General features: G+C 42.8%; 17 protein-coding genes. 9 read left to right on the forward strand and 8 right to left on the reverse strand.

The annotated features are described in order from the left end of the window. Positions 1-93 precede the first annotated feature (93 nt). The 7 genes from ACEYW6_RS32990 (at position 94) to ACEYW6_RS33020 (ending at position 11,112) form a co-directional block, all read left to right on the forward strand. Positions 94-1,791, forward strand: a complete 1,698-nt coding sequence (locus ACEYW6_RS32990; protein ID WP_412983113.1) for a DUF3991 domain-containing protein — start codon at positions 94-96, stop codon at positions 1,789-1,791. 244 nt (positions 1,792-2,035) lie between these two features. Next, complete coding sequence (locus ACEYW6_RS32995) at positions 2,036-6,502, forward strand: PAS domain-containing protein (protein ID WP_412983114.1); 4,467 nt, start codon at positions 2,036-2,038, stop codon at positions 6,500-6,502. A gap of 534 nt (positions 6,503-7,036) precedes the next feature. Beyond that, positions 7,037-7,363, forward strand: a complete 327-nt coding sequence (locus ACEYW6_RS33000) for a hypothetical protein (RefSeq protein WP_412983115.1) — start codon at positions 7,037-7,039, stop codon at positions 7,361-7,363. 464 nt (positions 7,364-7,827) lie between these two features. Continuing rightward, positions 7,828-8,469, forward strand: a complete 642-nt coding sequence (locus tag ACEYW6_RS33005; RefSeq protein ID WP_412983116.1) for a ParA family protein — start codon at positions 7,828-7,830, stop codon at positions 8,467-8,469. Between the two features lie 2 nt (positions 8,470-8,471). After that, positions 8,472-8,705, forward strand: a complete 234-nt coding sequence (locus tag ACEYW6_RS33010) for a hypothetical protein (RefSeq protein WP_104910315.1) — start codon at positions 8,472-8,474, stop codon at positions 8,703-8,705. Between the two features lie 299 nt (positions 8,706-9,004). Next, positions 9,005-10,366, forward strand: coding sequence for an AAA family ATPase (locus ACEYW6_RS33015; RefSeq protein WP_412983117.1), 1,362 nt, complete (start codon positions 9,005-9,007; stop codon positions 10,364-10,366). Further along, on the forward strand, positions 10,363-11,112 hold the full coding sequence (locus ACEYW6_RS33020; RefSeq protein WP_412983118.1) for a Rho termination factor: 750 nt from the start codon (positions 10,363-10,365) through the stop codon (positions 11,110-11,112). The genes ACEYW6_RS33015 and ACEYW6_RS33020 overlap by 4 nt, the downstream gene beginning before the upstream one ends. Before the next feature lie 220 nt (positions 11,113-11,332). Here the strand turns inward: ACEYW6_RS33020 and ACEYW6_RS33025 are convergent, their stop codons facing one another. The 3 genes from ACEYW6_RS33025 to ACEYW6_RS33035 form a co-directional block, all read right to left on the reverse strand. Then, entirely contained in the window at positions 11,333-11,938 is a 606-nt protein-coding gene (locus ACEYW6_RS33025; RefSeq protein ID WP_179077032.1) for a tyrosine-type recombinase/integrase, read from the reverse strand. A 228-nt stretch (positions 11,939-12,166) separates the two neighbouring features. Next, entirely contained in the window at positions 12,167-12,652 is a 486-nt protein-coding gene (locus ACEYW6_RS33030) for a DUF3368 domain-containing protein (RefSeq protein ID WP_190964396.1), read from the reverse strand. Continuing rightward, positions 12,645-12,896 carry a UPF0175 family protein gene (locus ACEYW6_RS33035; protein WP_163932638.1) on the reverse strand — a complete coding sequence of 84 codons (252 nt, stop codon included), beginning with the start codon at positions 12,894-12,896 and terminating at the stop codon, positions 12,645-12,647. Before ACEYW6_RS33035 ends, ACEYW6_RS33030 begins: the two co-directional genes overlap by 8 nt. A gap of 497 nt (positions 12,897-13,393) precedes the next feature. On the opposite strand from ACEYW6_RS33035, the gene ACEYW6_RS33040 reads away from it, so the two are divergent. Together ACEYW6_RS33040 and ACEYW6_RS33045 are read left to right on the forward strand one after the other, a co-directional pair. Then, on the forward strand, positions 13,394-14,005 hold the full coding sequence (locus ACEYW6_RS33040) for a hypothetical protein (RefSeq protein WP_412983119.1): 612 nt from the start codon (positions 13,394-13,396) through the stop codon (positions 14,003-14,005). Between the two features lie 82 nt (positions 14,006-14,087). Beyond that, positions 14,088-14,393 carry a cupin domain-containing protein gene (locus tag ACEYW6_RS33045; protein ID WP_412983120.1) on the forward strand — a complete coding sequence of 102 codons (306 nt, stop codon included), beginning with the start codon at positions 14,088-14,090 and terminating at the stop codon, positions 14,391-14,393. A 186-nt stretch (positions 14,394-14,579) separates the two neighbouring features. Here ACEYW6_RS33045 and ACEYW6_RS33050 read toward each other — a convergent pair whose 3' ends face one another. The 5 genes from ACEYW6_RS33050 to ACEYW6_RS33070 form a co-directional block, all read right to left on the reverse strand. Continuing rightward, positions 14,580-16,196: a hypothetical protein gene (locus ACEYW6_RS33050; RefSeq protein ID WP_412983121.1), complete on the reverse strand. Its 1,617-nt coding sequence runs from the start codon at positions 16,194-16,196 to the stop codon at positions 14,580-14,582. A gap of 135 nt (positions 16,197-16,331) precedes the next feature. Further along, positions 16,332-16,757 (reverse strand): hypothetical protein, encoded by a 426-nt coding sequence (locus ACEYW6_RS33055; protein ID WP_412983122.1) that lies wholly within the window; start codon positions 16,755-16,757, stop codon positions 16,332-16,334. Between the two features lie 91 nt (positions 16,758-16,848). Continuing rightward, positions 16,849-17,043, reverse strand: a complete 195-nt coding sequence (locus ACEYW6_RS33060; RefSeq protein ID WP_412983123.1) for a hypothetical protein — start codon at positions 17,041-17,043, stop codon at positions 16,849-16,851. An 8-nt stretch (positions 17,044-17,051) separates the two neighbouring features. Then, complete coding sequence (locus ACEYW6_RS33065) at positions 17,052-17,288, reverse strand: hypothetical protein (RefSeq protein ID WP_412983124.1); 237 nt, start codon at positions 17,286-17,288, stop codon at positions 17,052-17,054. After that, positions 17,285-17,479: hypothetical protein (locus tag ACEYW6_RS33070; RefSeq protein WP_412983125.1), on the reverse strand; the 195-nt coding region annotated here is incomplete at its 5' end. The genes ACEYW6_RS33070 and ACEYW6_RS33065, both read right to left, overlap by 4 nt.

Genomic DNA, 17,479 nt, shown 5'->3' on the forward strand with positions numbered 1-17,479 from the left:
ATAAATAATGAACACTGAGACAAGAATTTAGCGATCGCACCTTTTTTAGCCGACCTCACAAAATCGCATTGCTCCCACGCAGCGATTGCTGATGTGGAGCAACAACTCTTATCACAAAAAACAGTGGATGCGATTGCTGACTTTATTGAACAGTCAGTAGTTGAGTCAACCTTAAGTGAAACGTTGCCACAATTAACAGAACAACTCTCTCAATATCGGCAGCAGCTAGAAGCAAGAAGAACCGCATTCGACGGACTAGACGCGGCGATTACTCAAGAGTTACAATCCCATACAGAGAAAAGAGCTATTTTATCAATTTCTGATTATATTGAGCAATCGGCTGTTGAATCAGCATTAACCCAAACAGTATTAGAACTAACGCAACAACTTTCTCAATATCAGCAGGAACTCGTTACAGCTAAAACTACATTTAATGACTTGGATGCAGTGCTTGCGACTGAGTTACAATCATATCTAGAGAAGAAAGCTATTTCATCGATTTCTGATTATATTGAGCAATCGGCTGTTGAATCAGCATTAACCCAAACAGTATTAGAATTAACGCAACAACTTTCTCAATACAAAGAGGAACTCATTACAGCTAAAACTACATTCAATGACCTGGATGCAGTTCTTGCGACTGAATTACAATCATATCTAGAGAAGAGAGCCATTTCATCAATTTCTGATTATATTGAGCAATCGACTGTATCTTCAGCATTAACTGAAGCAGTATTAGAATTAACACAACAACTTTCTCAAAATCAGCAGCAGCTAGAAGCCGGAAGAACCATATTCGACGACCTGGAAGCAGCGATTGTTTATTTGGAGCAACTCCATAGATCACAAAAACCAGTGGATGCAATTGCTCTTAATAAAGCTCAAACTCTAGCCACAGATAAACTAAAACTAACCCCGAATCAAACAGCCGAGTTATATCAGTATTACAGCGCCGACTTGCAAAACTTATTAGTGACTGACCGAGACAAAGAAATTGCTATACGGGCGCTATTAGATGATAAGCCATCTGAGGAAGTTGAAGAAATTATCTTTGCCAGTCCAGCCGGATGGACTACTGCTGAAGCTAAAGCATTAGTTATAATCGTTAACAATCAACTGGCATCCAATAGAGAGGAAAAACAGAGTTCACCCCAGTTTACGCCACCACCAGAGGATGAGAGTCTACGGCGAGTATTACAGTATTACCTGACTCAGCAACGCGGCATAACAAATTACCTTGTGGAACCATTACAACGCCAGGGGTTGGCTTATATAGATCAGCAGGAAAATGTTGTGTTTATCAAGCGGGGTTTAGATGGTGAAAAGTCAGGCGCACTGGTTTGGGACACCGCACGTCTTGACAATCGTGCTTTCAAGTATCCCGAAAACAGCGATCGCTCTCAGGGGTGGTTTCATCTGAAATTGGGTGGAGAGGCAGACGATAAAATCGAGAGAGTATTTTTGTGTGACTCCCCCATTGATGCGTTGACAATGGCAGAGATTGACAGGAATGAACACAAGGGGCAACCACCAGTTAGAACAATGTACATGGCAGTGGATGACCCGGATCACTTGCCAATAGAGTTCCTCAAAAATATCAACAGGATTGGGCTGGCATTTAATAATGATGATCTTGGAAATCTTGCCGCCCAGGTTGTTCAGTCAATGCTGCCCCAGGCTAAAAGAATTCCACCGTCGGGGCTGACTTGGAATGAGATTCTTATTGAACAGCAGCGACAGCAGCAAGAGGAACTGGAGCAAAAGCAACGGGGGCGTGGTTTTAGTCGATGAACTCATGTTGACCCGACGAACTTGTGGCCGCTGCGCTCTTGGAGTCGGTGGCTCTTACGGGCAGAAAGATTACTGGTTGGGCCGACTCCGAGCCACGAGTTCTTAAACTTTATAAATATTTTCAGTATAAATACTAATAATCGTAGTTATAGTTATTTATATTCTACTGTCTAATCTTGTAAGAATTTCGGACAAAAATTAAGTATATTTAACAACTATACAATAGTTGAGTTTAGACAACTTGATGCTGGAATTTTGGAAAAGCCTTCTTGCTTATAAACAGTTTATTCCCCACGGTCATTGCTATCTTTGGAAACCAGAATTAGTGGGGTTGCATATTGTATCCGACAGTTTAATTGCGCTTTCTTATTATTCCATTCCGCTCACGCTACTTTATTTTGTCCGCAAGCGCCAAGATTTGCCCTTCAACTGGATATTTCTGCTATTTGCAGCATTTATTGTTACTTGCGGTACTACCCACCTGATGGACATTTGGACGCTCTGGTATCCTACGTATTGGTTGAGTGGTTGTGTCAAAGCGATTACAGCCTTAGTTTCACTGTACACAGCTTCCGAACTTATACCTTTGATACCAAAAGCACTTGCTCTCCCCAGTCCTGCACAACTAGAAGCAGCCAATCGAGAACTGGAGCGGGAAATCAGTGTACGCAAACAGGCAGAACTCGCACTACAAGAGCGGGAAGCTATGTTGCGGCGAATTGGCGATAATCTGCCCAATGGGGCAATTTATAAGGTAATCCGCGAATTCGATGGCAGCGATCGCTTTGATTATATCAGCGCGGGGATTGAAAGACTGACGGAAGTCAGCGCAGAAGATGCACTGAAAGATTCAAGTTTGCTCTATCGTCAGTTTATCCCAGAGGACGCACCACTCTTACAGGCAGCAGTCGAGGAATCTCGGCAGAATCTCTCGGTATTTGATATACAACTGCGAATCCAAACGCCCAGCGCTCGGCTGAAATGGTTTCATTTTCGTTCCACGCCACGTCAGTTGCAGGATGGCCGTGTGGCTTGGGATGGGCTAGTAGTGGATGTCACTGACCTAAAGTGTGCTGAAGAAACACTACGCAAGAGTGAAGCCTTATTAGAAGAATCTCAGCGAGTTGCTCGTCTCGGTAATTGGAAGTTTGATCTTGCCACTGGCAAAATTACTTGGTCAAAACAGATGTTTGACCTTTTTAATCGAGATCCCGCACTTCTTGAGCCGAACTACCAAGAAAATCTGCAACTGTACTGCCCAGAAGACGCAGGAAAATTAGCACAAGCTGTTGAGCGGGCAATGTCAACTGGCGAATCATACAAACTCATTCTGCGCGCATCTCAAACTTACGGGTCTACTATTTATATTGAGGGGATTGGACATGCAAAATTCAACGCAGATGGAAAAGTAATTCGCCTCTATGGAACTGCCCAAGATATTACAGAACGGCAAGCCGCACTCAATGAACGCAAACAAGCTGACGAAGAACTCCGACGCAGTGAAAGGCTGCTAGCTACTGCTCAAAAGATTGCCCAGATGGGCAGTTGGGAATGGTACTTAGAGTCTCAAAAACAAATTTGGTCAGCCGAAACCTTCCGTATCTTCGGTTTAAATCCTGCTGAATTAGCACCGACACAGGCTGCATTTCTCCAGATGGTTCACCCAGAAGACCGACCAGTGTTGCAGAGGCATCTATTAGGGGCAATCGCCAAGAGAAACCCCTTCAATCTTGAATATCGCATTGTCCGACCTGATGGCTCATTGCGCTACCTGGAGTTAAGAGTAGATGTAGCTTATGATACTCAAGGTAAGACTATTAGACTGTATGGAGCTATTCTAGATATTACAGAACGTAAAGAAAGTGAGTTAGAAATCACCAAGAGCCGCGACTTGCTAGAAGCTGTCTTTAATGGATCTGCTGATGCGCTCTTTTTGGTAGATATAGAAACCTTACTGACTATTGACTGTAATAATCGCGCAGTAGAACTATTTGCAGCCTCAAGTAAAGCTGAACTCATTGGTATTGAAGGTCAAACTTTACAAAAGGTGCAGTTTACTTCTGATGAACTAACCACCATCATCGAAGAAATTAACCAGCAAGGGTTGTGGAGTCAGGAAATTGAATACGTCACCAAGCAGGGCAATTGCTTTTGGGGAAACATCGCAATCAAACAAATCATAGTTGCTGACCGAGCGATGAATTTGGTGCGAGTTACAGATATCAGCCCCAAGAAGCGTATCGAAGAAGAACGCCAACGAGCAGAAGTAGCCTTAGCCAAAAGTGAAGAACAACTCAGGCTGACGATGGAATTTAACCATATCGGTAGTTGGGATTGGAATTTGCTTGATGGGGCAGTCATCTGGAATGACAACCACTTTCGCTTGTTAGGGTTAGAACCAGAAACATCATCAGCTAGATACCAGGTATGGCGCAATGCTATTCATCCAGAGGATGTTGAGCGAGTTGAACAGGCTCTATTCAACGCCATGACTCAGAATACTAATTATGAAGCTGAATATCGGGTGATTCATCCTGATGGCAAAGTGCGCTGGTTGGTTGGAAAAGGACGCAGTATTTACAACGAAGCAGGTAAACCTGTGCGGATGTTGGGTGTGGTGATTGATATTAGCGATCGCAAGCAAGCAGAAATTGCTCTGAAAGAAAGTGAGATTCGCTACCGTGCCATTGTCGAAGATCAGACTGAACTCATTGCCCGATATTTACCAGACGGTACACTTACGTTTGTCAACCAAGCTTATGCAGTTTATTTTGGACAATCGCCAGAGGAAATGATCGGCAGCCGCTATCAACCGATTATCTTTGAGGAAGATCGGGAGCGAGTTGTTCAATTAGTCGCTTCAATTAGTGTCGATAATCCTGTTGTGATTATTGAGAATCGCGTGGTTGTGGCAAATAAAGTGCGTTGGACTCAGTGGCATAACCGAATGCTGTTTGACGAGCAAGGATGCTTTATCGAATTTCAATCAGTGGGACGGGATATCACAGCCCTCAAGCAAATTGAAGAAACACTTTTTCAAGAAAAAGAATTAGCTCAGGTGACGTTGCAATCGATTGGAGATGCAGTTATTACCACAGATGCGTTTAGCAGGATTCAATACCTCAATCCCATTGCAGAATCTCTGCTCGGATGTAGTGAAGCATCTGCACAAGGGTTGCCGTTAAAAGAAGTCTTGAGAATTGTGCATGAAACGACACGGGAGATAGTTCAGAACCCAATTGAGCAAGCGTTACAGGAAAATCGAATTGTGAGTTTAGCAAACCATACCGTCTTAATTACTGAGAACGATCAAGAGATTGCAATTCAAGATTCAGCCGCGCCCATTCGCAATCGTGAGGGACAAGTTATTGGCGCGGTTATGGTGTTTCATGACGTGACTCAGAACCGCCAGCTTTCGCGTCAGCTATCCTGGCAGGCAACCCATGATGCCTTAACCGGATTGGTGAATCGTCAGGAGTTTGAGCGGCGGGTTGAACAAGCATTGCACCTTGCTTTTTTAGACCACCAGGTTTATGCGTTGTGCTATTTGGATCTCGATCACTTCAAAATCGTAAATGATACCTGTGGTCATGTGGCTGGAGACGAATTACTGCGTCAAATTACTGCCTTATTGCAGGAGAAGATTCGGAAAACTGACACACTCGCACGCTTAGGCGGCGATGAATTTGGCGTATTACTCACTCAGTGTACATTAGAGGAAGCTTTACGAGTTGCCAACAATCTGCTTTCATGTGTTCAAGAGTTCCGGTTTGTTTGGCAAGAGCAGGTATTCTCAATTGGAGTAAGTATTGGCTTGGTCGGTATCGACACGAATATCAAGAGCCTTGCAGAGATTATCAGCACGGCTGACGCAGCTTGCTATGCCGCGAAGCACCGGGGTCGCAATCGCGTATATGTTGCTGAGGCTGACGACCAGGAGCGACTGCAACAGCGTGGCCAGATGCAGTGGGCCAACCGCATTTCTCAAGCCTTGGAAAATGATTGGTTTTGTCTCTATGCTCAAAGAATTACCGCGATCGCTCCGACAGATCGTAATGGCGACCATTATGAAGTGCTACTGCGGCTCCGGGATGAGCAGGGAAATTTAGTGCTGCCGATGGCGTTTATTCCAGCAGCAGAACGCTACAACTTGATGCACCTGATCGATCGGTGGGTGATTCGGACTCTGTTCAAGAATTGGTCAAGCGTCGTTGGCGATAAACAAAGCATCTATGCGATTAACCTTTCTGGCTCTAGCATCAACGACGATCAGTTCATTGACTTCCTGCATGAGCAGTTTACCCTACACCCCATCTCACCCCAACGCATTTGCTTTGAGATTACCGAGACCGTGGCAATCGCCAACCTCGTAAAAGCCAAGCAGTTCATTCAAGAACTTCAACAGATGGGCTGTCGCTTCGCGTTAGACGATTTTGGGGTGGGGATGTCGTCGTTTGCCTATCTGAAGTCTCTGCCTGTGGATTACCTCAAAATTGACGGGAGCTTTATTCGGAACATTGTCGATAATCCTGTGGATAATGCAATCGTGACAGCAATCACGCGCATTAGCTGTGTGATGGGTATTCAGACGATTGCTGAGTTTGTGGAGAATAACGCGATTTTAGAGCGAATTACGGCTCTAGGAATTGATTACGCACAGGGCCATGGCATTGCAGTACCTTGCCCATTGGAGGGTATTCACGGGCAGTGAAAAGAAGCTTTAGGATCAATCCTCCTCTAAATGTGTTACAACCACAACCTGATATTACAAATGTAGTCTTTTATTACTCATTTTTCAGTGCTGTTTCTCTTTTTTGAGTTTTTGGTTCAAAAAATGGGTTTTATTTTATTGCGTACTGTGCGAGAGTTTTGGTCAGGAATTTTTGGCGGATAAATCAGGGTGGTAAATTAGGTTTTTGGGGTCGAAATCCTTAGATTTACCTTATGTATACCTTGTAAATACCTTGGAGATGCCATTGCAGTACCTTATTTTTGGCAAAAAAGAGGCATTTTGTAAAAAACGGTGATTTTCAGAGTTGCAAGTGCAAATAAATCCTTATATTTGCCATTGCAATACCATTGAAATGCCATTAATTTACCTTACAAATGCCATTTTCAAAAAAATCCTTGTAAATACCTTATAAATGCCTTTTAGTTAAATAATGTTTAGTATGCGAAGTTTTTCTGAAGCCCTGATAAAATCAAGAGCGAAAAAATGAAATTGATGATGAGCCAAGGGTAAGCTATGGAAGTCAAAAGCGAGGTAACAATAAAATTTAGTGGCGAACTACCAACAGCCAAACCAACAGAAAATAAAAAAGTTGCAATCGAGTTGACTGATCAGAACGGCATAGTCTTCACCGCTCAAGTTAATGCCAAAAGTTGGCGTAAGGCTGAAACTAGCGCCTCGGAGTTTGCAGACTGGGCTGGGGCTGTATCGGGCAAGCTTGGAGTGCGAACAGAAAACGGCTTTGAGATCATTGACGCAGGAATCCAACTTTTTGAGAAAAAAGCAAAGGAAGTCAAACCAGATGTAGGGGCTACTGTATCTGAAGCTGGCGTTTCTTCATGACCACATACAAAAAAACCCTACTCCTTCACTGCTCTAGTGTTTGGTGTGGGGCTGTTGGGGGCTGAACAGGCTTAGTTTGAGGTATGAAGTTGACCGCAGATCCCTGGTGCGATTCATGAATTCTCTGTAAAGAACATGAATTTTTTTCTGAACTTGCTACCATGTAAGCTGTATATCCCTACATACCAAACCACTTATACAGTAACCGGGGCATTGAATCTATGAAGCCCCATGTAAATTTATCGCTCTTCTCTTAGCTGCTCTCTTGTAAAAACTTGAGAGCAGTTTTGCATTCTCAATCAGTATATCTACAATAGGTTTTACGTTTGCTGTCCTTGCCTTGATTAAAGGACGAAATCGTTATTTCGTTAAATCGCTAATTCTTGCTTAAACGAAATCTCTCTGTACGATTAAGCGAAAACACGATATAACTAATTCGCTATAAGGCGAAAGGACGAAATTTGATGACCGTATTGGTGGGTGTCATTTCTCAAAAAGGGGGGGTAGGTAAAAGCACCCTTGCTCGGCTCATTGCTCGTGAATATGCTGCTGCTGGCTGGGATGTAAAAATTGCCGACCTAGATATTTCTCAAGGTACGAGTACGGATTGGAAACAACGCCGCTCAGTCAATGGTATCCAGCCGGAGATTGCTGTTGAACCATTCCGCACTGTTGCTCAAGCACTGAAACACGCCTCGGTTTATGACCTTATGGTTATGGACGGGCCACCGCATTCTATGCAAGGCACTCTAGAAATTGCCCGTGCAAGTGATTTACTTGTCTTACCCACTGGTTTATCACTGGATGATCTCAAACCTTCTGTACTGTTGGCGCATGAATTGGTAAACGCCAAAATTCCTACGGAGAAAATTATTTTTGTTTTATGTCGAGTTGGCGATCGGGAGAATGAAATTGAGGAGGGCAGATCATATATTCATAAAGCTGGATATGTCACAGTGGCTGGTTCCATTCCAGAAAAGACTGCTTACCGTCAGGCAAGTGATAACGGTCGTGCTGTTTCTGAGGTCACATTTCCTACCTTAAAGCAACGGGCCGAACAAGTAGCGCAAGGAATTATTGATCTGTTAAGTAAGCAAGGGGCCTAATTATGTCAACTAAACCACCTCCACCACCTCGCAAACCAAGCAAGGGTGAACCCCCTAGCATTAAGGAAACAAAAGATAACTTGGAGAAGCCCGATCCAGGTGAAATTTCCAACCTGAATTTTAAAGTACCTGCCGAGTTTAAAAAGGATTTTAAGATTGCGGCTGCTACTTACGGTTGTACCCAAGTCGAGCTATTGCAACGGATTTTTAAATACTGGACAGATAATCATGGTTAGTAAAGATTCGTCCTTTCGCTAAATAACGAAAAAACGATTTCTTTATTTATGATTTTAGTGTCGTCGGCATACACTCCAAAACCCGCCTAAAAATTAGAGTAAGCCATTCCCCCGCAAACTATCGGTGCGACCGCAGCACAGATATGGATTGTCATGACCTGCTACTAATGCATTGATTTTGTGCATTGCGAGTTATGTGGTAGCACGGTGAGTTGTGTTAGTTAGTACATCAATACGGGAACTCTAAAAAGGTGACTGCTTATTAACTATGACTCAGCCAGGGCTGCCTTGTTTTTATCATGAACGACCAAGCACTTGAACAAGCATTGATTGACCTTCCTGATAAGGCATCAGAATCTAATGTAAAGCATATATTTATCCCTCCATTTTTTAATGCCCTTGGTTTTGAATTAACAGAGATTTCCTCGGAGTACAATACGGGAGGAGGCGCTGTCGATTATGCTTTGCGCCACAACAAAGAAGATAGTGTCACTTTTTTAAAAAAGCCAACTAATCCTGATATCTTAGTAGAAATAAAAAAGAGGAGCGAAAATCTTCAAGAAGGCACATTACAATACAAGGAAACTGTTGAGCAACTTACTCGTTACTTACTAGCTCCAAATTGTAAAAATGTGCAATGGGGAATTATTACTAATGGTTCTCATATACAGTTATTTAGGAAGCATGGGAAAGTAATCCATCCATCTTCGCTCTGTCTAGAGATAACACCTGATAATATTAGTAAAATTGCTAAAGATATAAGACAAAAAATAGATAACACATCCAAAGCTTTAACAGTAGCTATTTATAACAATAAGGGAGGAGTAGGAAAAACGACAACCACAGTTAATCTAGCTGCTGCACTAACTGTTATGGGGAAAAAAGTATTGATTGTAGACTTTGATGCTAATCAAAGGGACTTAACTAATTACTTTAATATCAAACCGCAAAAAGAATCTATTTTCTCACTATTAGAAGATAAAAATGATCGGGTTTCTATCAAGGATGTATTATTCAGTTATAAAGTTACTTTCAAAACTCCAGTCAAAACATTGAGCTTTGATATTTTGCCATGTGATGAAAAACTAGGGGATTGTTCTGAAGTAGAACTTAAACAGTTATTCAAAGAAAGCAGATTACGCCAAATTTTAGACAAAGTAAAGTTCTATTATGATTATATTCTAATTGACTCTCCACCTAACTGGCGTTTTTTTAGTAGAAGTGCTGTCATTGCCTCTGATGTAGTAATAATTCCCACAAAACCAAACAATATTTTTTCTTTACAAAATGCCGCTATAACTATCAAAAGTTACATACCCGAAGCTCAAGAATTAAAGAAAAACAAAGACGGTACTCCTATTGCATTACCTATATTTTGGAATGGTGAAAAGATTACTGAGCCTCAAAAACAAGCTGCATATAAAGCAATTGATAACCTGATAGAAGAGTCTGAAAAAAATAAAGAGATTCCATTTGATTTGCAACCATATTTTTACCCACGGTTTAAAAATTCTGTCAATATACATAAACAACTTATATTTGAAGTACCGAGCTATGCACATATAGCTAACGCTGCCTTTTCTCGGATACCTGCTGTCTATAAGGACAGAATTGCTTATAGTTATTATGCAGAATTAGCAAAGGAATATTTCCTGCAATGAAAATAGATGACATTGGTAATTTAATGTATTTGTACAGAAAAGAAATTTCTCTATGCGGAGGTACAGATGCTCCTGAGTTTTTAATTAAATCCACAGCACAAGCCCTGAATAGCTTGGGAGGTCGGAACTGGATACCTGTAATTGTTAAAGAGATTGGTGAAGACCAATATGAAGTGATTGGTAACTCGTTTATTTATGCAGTTGCCGAAGAAGCCGGGTTAGATAAGGTTTGGTGTATCATCGCCGATGATAGTAAAGAAACATCTGAAGTTACTAAGATTCTGGCTGGGGAGATCAGACCAAAAATTAACCTATGCCATGCTACCAGAGATGAAATAAAGTCTGCACTTGAATATTTAATTGAGAAACCAGGTAGCGTTATTAAAAGTGTGAGCATCTTGGTTGCTGTCAACAGGATTGAAGAAGCTTCTGACCGCAAATATTGGAAAACTTTTGAGCCTATAACAAAGCTTGGGTGTGGAATTACCAAAGGGGCTAAGTTGAACGCTTTAAAAGAGGTATTTGCCCTCACACCTGAACCCAAAGTTACAGACACCATAGAAAAAGAAGTTTTTGAACCTCCATCAAAACTGCCAACTGGTGATGAACTTTCACCAAAAACACCATCTAAAGAGTATTTAATAAAGTTGACTGTTGCAAAACTAAAAGAAATGGCTAGAGAACGTAAAATACCGGGATATGGTAGAAAACTTAAGGATGAGTTAGTTAGATTACTGAGTCAGTAAAGTGCATTTGGATATGCAGAGAAATAATTTGGGGTTATTCATTAATTCTGTCCACACGCCCCGGATAGTTGTAGGTAGTGGATCACTTGTACATAGCAGATGGTAAAAATGCTCAGAGATTTCTTGGATAGTTCGCAAAGGTATCCCAGCACTTGACATCTACGATGGCGTACCCGCCTGCCAAGAGTGCGATCGCTCATCTCAATGAACGTCATAAATATTAAAATGGATTTTTCCCGTCCCAATCCCAATTAAAATGCTCAAACCGTTTGGGATTCTGAGCTGTGTAACGAACACTGTGCTGAATATTTTTGTGTCCTAGATAGGCTTGGATGTCGCGGGTTGTAGCACCCTGACTCGCCAGATGATAGCCACATGCATGGCGAAATTGATGCGGATGAACCTTGATCCGAACCCCCGCCGCCAATGTCGAACGCTCGACAATCTTGGCTACTGCATCTGGAGAAAGAGCATTACCGCGTTCGTTGGGAAACACAAAAATGCAGTTTGGGTAGAGTGTTTGCAGTTTCAAGAGAAGTTCTTTTTCGTCTTCGCCCAAGGGATGAAAACCACTCTCGCTACCCTTAAGGCGATTAATCCAAATCGTTCCCTCATCCAGCATCACCGCATCCCATTTGAGGTTGCAAGCTTCAGATGCTCGAAACCCGTGGCGGAACATCATCAATAGTAAAGCCAGATCGCGCTCTCTATGTCTCCCTCTAGAACCTGCTGCGGCAACAATCTTGTTTACCTCAGCCAAAGTCAGGTATTCTCTAGATCGATATTGAATATTTTTTTTGCGGATTAGCGGCAATGGTTGGTTCATTTATAATCTATGGCAACTGTCTGTAAAAGGGTCTTTTTATAGACAGTTTAACTCGCTACGATGCCTATTCTTTCGTTGACCATTACCCGACTGAACCGCAGCTTATCAATCACTCTCCATCACCACAGCCTGAAAACCCTATGATTCCGTGTGAGTCATCATATCTGCTTATGATTGCAGCACGTTAACCATCATCAGGTATGATCCGCTAAAGGCTTGGTAGTCAATCTATTCCCCTACCAATGCTAATGCGTGATTGATCACGCGGTCAGATAAATACATTCCACACTGGCGCAATTGTTCTAAAACTGGACGTGCAGCAGGAATTACGCCTCGTTGTTTGGCAGTAATAACAATGCCCAATGTCCCCCGTACCGGAATTCCCAAAGTGGCAGCACAGCGACGGGCTGCTAAATCATCCAGAATTACTTCCGTTCCAGGATTTACATAGCCCCAGGTTAGTACGGCTGACTCACCTAGACCCAAATCCCAGCTTTGAATCACATTCGGGACAGGTGGTGTTTCTTGTACAACCAACCAATCAGTATTATTAAGCGCCACTGCTGTTACATCTGCTGACCCATACGCCTGAATTTCTGTGGCTACAGCATTAGGAACAATAACCGATGAACTAATTACCTGTAATAAATCAAGAAAGCCGCCCTTGGTCAAAAAAATTAATGGGGATGTGTTGATAGCAGGGAGTTCAGCCACGGTTCAACTCGCTCTGCAAATCATCAAAGTCAACAGCAAAGACATCCACTTGTTCACGGGCTAGGACGGCTAGAAAGTCTCGGCGGTTTAGCCCAGCAACAGAGGCGGCTTTCTCCATTGAGATTTCCTGCTTCTGATACCAGTAGATAGCAGCAGCAAGACGCATATCTTGCACAAATTCTTCTGGGCTTAGGCGACGGGCGCTAAACACTTCTTCTGGCAGGTTAATCGTGACATTAGACATAATTTCTGTCCTAAATTGCTGCATTAATAATATCAACCATTTCTTTTTAAAAGTGATCGCTGCTAAGGCAGTGCGCCTGCTGCGCTACCACCAACCACCAAGTAGATAAAACCCGCTATTTGTCTTGCTTTAGGCGAGAGTAACTTACTGCGGTAAGTTGCTTTAGTTTACTAATAATCTACAACTGTATTAAAGTAGACAACTTATTTAAATAATTATCTGACTGTGCCTTAATTGATTTTATGCTGTAAATTACTTAATTGATAATAGCTCTTAGCGGCTTGCCTTATACCATCTAGGTGAGATACTAACTAAAATTTAGATATTTAGAGTCATACACTTTAAATAAAAAGTAACTTACTTTAATTTTCTTAACTTAATGCAGTAAGCTGCCAAAGCGCATTAGTAAATTACTATTAACACACTAGTATATTACTTTCATTTGTTTTAAATTTAACGTAATTGACTTTAAATTACCAATACAGAATAAGCAGTGTATGGCTACTAAAGACTGGTTAGACAATCACGCTAAAGTGACAGCATACCTTGATTTCAGCCTCTATGCTAGTTTAGAAAAGTGGATGAAAACACACAAAATAAAAAAAGCGTCTCAGGCTCTCACAATTATACTTGAGCATTATTTAGAGGGCAATATTCCGATTGAAGTGATGCCAGAGAACCTTGAACAAGAGGTAAAACAGCTTAAGGTTAAAACCACCGAAATCGATGGTCTAGAGGCAGCCGTAGCCGAGCAACAAAAGGAATTCAATGATGAGATTAACTCGCTCAGAACAGAAATCGATGGACTACGGCAAGCTCTTATTAACGCGGGATTATCATCTCTCAGAGAGAGGGTAGAAGACATTCCCAGAGGCAAAATTAAATTCTCATATTCTGATCATGATGCTAAACAGGGGCTAACCAAGACTGACCTGTGTGAGCGGATAAACATCAACGGCAGTCAAATCAATCAATGGGCTACGATGCTCAACCTAGACCCTGATGAATACCTGTTTGAATTGACTGGGTGGAAGAAACCCCTTCAGGCTCGGCGGTACTTCCCGGTGTTGGGGGACGAGCAAAAACTTGGGGCAAAAACTAGCCAGTAAGTATAGCTATCAGGACTTATGGCACTGACTTGTAAATGTAATTTAAATTTGTGCTGATGGGCGAGGATAGAAGAGGTGGTAGATGGAGAAACATAGTCTGAGAGATTTAGCCAACGGCATTACCGAAAGCTGGAAAAGCTTTAACATCAGTCAAGTGAATGGCAATAACGTCCGCTTCAGAGTCATGGAGGATGTAACAGCACGTTGGCATTCACACGACGCAAGTGATGAGTTGTTCTACGTGATTTCGGGCACGGTTCACATTGATACTGAAGACGGAACGCATACGCTTACTGCCAATGAGCTTTTTGTGGTTAGAGCCAAAACGAAACATCGGGCTAGAGTTGAAGGAAGGGCAACAATACTTGTGATAGACAATATTGAGTGAGCAATGGTGATTTGTCTACACAACGTATACAAATCCTAGACAAGCAGAATATCTACTATGAACAAAACTGTACACCAGTGGTAGACATGAGCCTAAGCCATAGTAGAGAGCCGAGAGCTAATGTCTGCTGTCTTAATTCTGTCTACTCCTCTGTCGCGTCTGTCCATTGCTGTATAAGGATTCTGTCTACTTCTGTCTGTCCTCTAGGTCTGTCTGATTTGAGTTAATTTCGATGGTCGAGGCATCTAGCCAGACAGACAGACTCGCCTCTACCAGTTCGTTAAACAATCGCTTCAATTCCTCCGAACTGAACCGTTGACCTTTTACCTTGAAGTTGGGCTGTATCTCCTGTATGACTGCCGATGTTCTTCCTGTGCGCTGGAGGTATTGCAGCAGTGATTGGGCATGGGGTGTTAGGGATGGGGTTGGACTAGAGTCTGTTGAGGGCTTTTCTAAATTAAATTCCAATTGCCAGATGCGCTCGGCTGTTTGGTGATCAGTGGAAAGTTTGGGGTCTACATGACTGGTGTTGCTTTGAGCATCAGCTTGAAAGGATTCATCAAGCCTAAAATCAATTCGCTTGTGGTCAAGCTTAGGGAGTTCAATATCAATCCATTGCCCATGTCCTGGCAGTTTGATTTTACCCCTACCACTAGCTTTAGCTTCTGTGGTGATTGGGTCAATAGTTGCGATTAGTTCTACTTCTAACAGTGCCGCATCCCGAAGTTTTGATAACCCTTTAGCTTTGGCTAAAATCTCCATTGTGCGGTCGTGAGCTACGAACAAAGGAATCATCAACTGTTTGCGGGATTCGGTCATGGCACAGCGAAACCATTTACCAATAAAATCTGGATCTGGTTTCCATTTTTCATCCTCACAATCGTCTGGCATTCGCTCAACAATGTTATCCGTCCAAGTTGTAAACTCCTCAGCGACTACACAGAAATGTTGGTTTGTGTCTCTTAAGTGTTGCGTCCATTGCTCCTCAACCATTCCACTTTCACGATAGGCTTTGTAACGGCGACGCATTTCCGCCATGTACCATTGCATAAAGTCGGCTATTTCCTTGTAGCCAGTAATCAGGTTTACCCCCCGCCATTCAACTTCTGTTCCGTGAGGGTCAAGTACAAAGATTTGATTCCAACCGGCTTGACGCTTTGCCCAAATAATCTCTCTGGTAGTCCAGGACTTACCTGCACCCATGCCACCAAATATCAGAGTGGGGTAGCCGATGGTGTTTTTGATCCAGCGATATTTGTCGCCGTCTGCAATCGCTCCTGGCTCAGATCCAGTAACCTTATCGTTGGGGTCAATCGTCCCCTGTAAAGTCTGGCTACCTTGCAAATAGGGCGTTTTCATCTCTCGCAGTTGCTTAATGTACTCTGCCTTCTGTTGCTCGGTCATCCCCGCCGTCTGCGCCTCAAAAATAGCCTCGGATGCCTCCATCTGCGTAACTTCTATCTCAGTGTGGGCATAAATCTCGGCTTTGGTGATATCAACAGTGCGATCATTGGCCACTAGATCCAGGTCAGCTTGTAGTTGGACTTCTGCGATCGCAACATCTCGGTAACTCTCTAGTAGCTCAGAACGTGCAGCCATCTCAGCTTTTGCAGCATCCCGATGAAGGGCGATGTCTTCAAAAACTGCTCTCTGCTTCTCCTCATTTTGACAATGGCGAAGCATCCACCCAGCAAGAGCAAACCCCAGGAATCCACCAAACCCCCAAAACGGTTTGTATGGGTTGGTCGCTTTCACCAGTCCATTAACGCCCATAGCTGGGTTACGCACTATTTGGCGCGGCATTCCATCACTCTTCCACTGTGACCAATAAAATGGGGTCATCCTGAAAGGTCGTCCATTCTTGTCTGAGCAGGTCAATGTTTTCAAAGGGGTTTTGACACAAAAGTAGATGCGATCGCTGCTTGTTCCCTGCCACGCCTAGTTGATATCGCTCGACTCTTGGGGCACTTCATCCCAGTAACCCATCTCTTCAAATCGGCTATAAATTCTCATTGCCAGTTGCCGTAATGGGTCGTCAAAATCATCAGAAATTAAATCAAATCGGTTAGAGCCAAACGCCAACATATTTGCAATATCCGGGTCAATGCCGTTGCCCAAGAATTGACCAAATGCAGCAGAGTATGGATGATCATCAATGGTTTCATGAGTTGCTAAGAATTCGGTTCCTGTGAAAGGTGGGTAATCTTCACTCTCGAATAATGGTGTGGAGAGTGCTTCAATATCTGCCGAAATCATTGCTGCCCATTGTTCAGGATTTTCTGCTTTGAATTGCTCTAATCTCAGGGCGGAGTCAGTCAGAGGCGATTTGCCCCAATCGTTGAGATTTCTGTAGTCAAGTGTCATTTGTTAGAATCCTTGTAACGATGTGTACTTGATGCACTTTCGGGTGAGGCGATTGCACTTACTTTGGTCGGTCGATGCAATCGCTTCATCATCAGTTTTCACAAAACTCAACAAGTTCAAAAACCTCCCTTTGCACTTGGTTTTGGCTTAGTTCAAAGCGTCTAGCTTTCGAGTCATTGAAAATGAAAGGGGCATTGACTCGACAATTAGAGCGATGGCTGTAGCGCAGTTGTTGACCGCGAAATTCGTACAAATGGTTACGCTGTAAGGCTGTTGTTTCTAACATTTGCTTCCTCAAACTTGGGAATAAAACTCGATATTTAAGATTGCTTCGTGAATCTCCATCAAGGCTTGAACGGCATCACCTATTTTTAGGTCATTCGATGTACTGAACCGTTCGGAGGCTCGAGAAAGTTTGTAATTTGGGGATGCTTGCACAAACCTTAGAGTCTGTTCGCAACCAAGGATAATGGTCATGATTTCGGTTGTTGTTAGCGATGGTTGTGTCTTTTGGGTGTCTTGGTCGCTCATGATTTGTTTCTTCTCCTTTGGGTTTTAACTGGTGTGGGTTGGGGTTCTGGCTCACTGTTTGGCGCTTGTGGCTGACTCGGTTTTTGGAGTACATAGCTGATAGCCCCAGCACCCCCCCTGACAGGTGTAGGTTTTTTACACAGGTGTGAGTATTCATTAGTATTGCTGTAAAGATAGGTATGAAACCAGGG

This window comes from Nostoc sp. UIC 10607 (assembly GCF_047228265.1).
Classification (GTDB): Bacteria; Cyanobacteriota; Cyanobacteriia; order Cyanobacteriales; family Nostocaceae; genus Nostoc; species Nostoc foliaceum_A.

What these genes read in the sequence shown, in the direction of transcription:
- ACEYW6_RS32995 (WP_412983114.1), top strand. Translation starts at nt 2,036, where the DNA reads ATGCTGGAATTTTGGAAAAGCCTTCTTGCTTATAAACAGTTTATTCCC.
- ACEYW6_RS33000 (WP_412983115.1), top strand. Translation starts at nt 7,037, where the DNA reads ATGGAAGTCAAAAGCGAGGTAACAATAAAATTTAGTGGCGAACTACCA.
- ACEYW6_RS33005 (WP_412983116.1), top strand. Translation starts at nt 7,828, where the DNA reads ATGACCGTATTGGTGGGTGTCATTTCTCAAAAAGGGGGGGTAGGTAAA.
- ACEYW6_RS33010 (WP_104910315.1), top strand. Translation starts at nt 8,472, where the DNA reads ATGTCAACTAAACCACCTCCACCACCTCGCAAACCAAGCAAGGGTGAA.
- ACEYW6_RS33015 (WP_412983117.1), top strand. Translation starts at nt 9,005, where the DNA reads ATGAACGACCAAGCACTTGAACAAGCATTGATTGACCTTCCTGATAAG.
- ACEYW6_RS33020 (WP_412983118.1), top strand. Translation starts at nt 10,363, where the DNA reads ATGAAAATAGATGACATTGGTAATTTAATGTATTTGTACAGAAAAGAA.
- ACEYW6_RS33025 (WP_179077032.1), bottom strand. Translation starts at nt 11,938, where the DNA reads ATGAACCAACCATTGCCGCTAATCCGCAAAAAAAATATTCAATATCGA.
- ACEYW6_RS33035 (WP_163932638.1), bottom strand. Translation starts at nt 12,896, where the DNA reads ATGTCTAATGTCACGATTAACCTGCCAGAAGAAGTGTTTAGCGCCCGT.
- ACEYW6_RS33040 (WP_412983119.1), top strand. Translation starts at nt 13,394, where the DNA reads ATGGCTACTAAAGACTGGTTAGACAATCACGCTAAAGTGACAGCATAC.
- ACEYW6_RS33045 (WP_412983120.1), top strand. Translation starts at nt 14,088, where the DNA reads ATGGAGAAACATAGTCTGAGAGATTTAGCCAACGGCATTACCGAAAGC.
- ACEYW6_RS33050 (WP_412983121.1), bottom strand. Translation starts at nt 16,196, where the DNA reads ATGCCGCGCCAAATAGTGCGTAACCCAGCTATGGGCGTTAATGGACTG.
- ACEYW6_RS33055 (WP_412983122.1), bottom strand. Translation starts at nt 16,757, where the DNA reads ATGACACTTGACTACAGAAATCTCAACGATTGGGGCAAATCGCCTCTG.
- ACEYW6_RS33060 (WP_412983123.1), bottom strand. Translation starts at nt 17,043, where the DNA reads ATGTTAGAAACAACAGCCTTACAGCGTAACCATTTGTACGAATTTCGC.
- ACEYW6_RS33065 (WP_412983124.1), bottom strand. Translation starts at nt 17,288, where the DNA reads ATGAGCGACCAAGACACCCAAAAGACACAACCATCGCTAACAACAACC.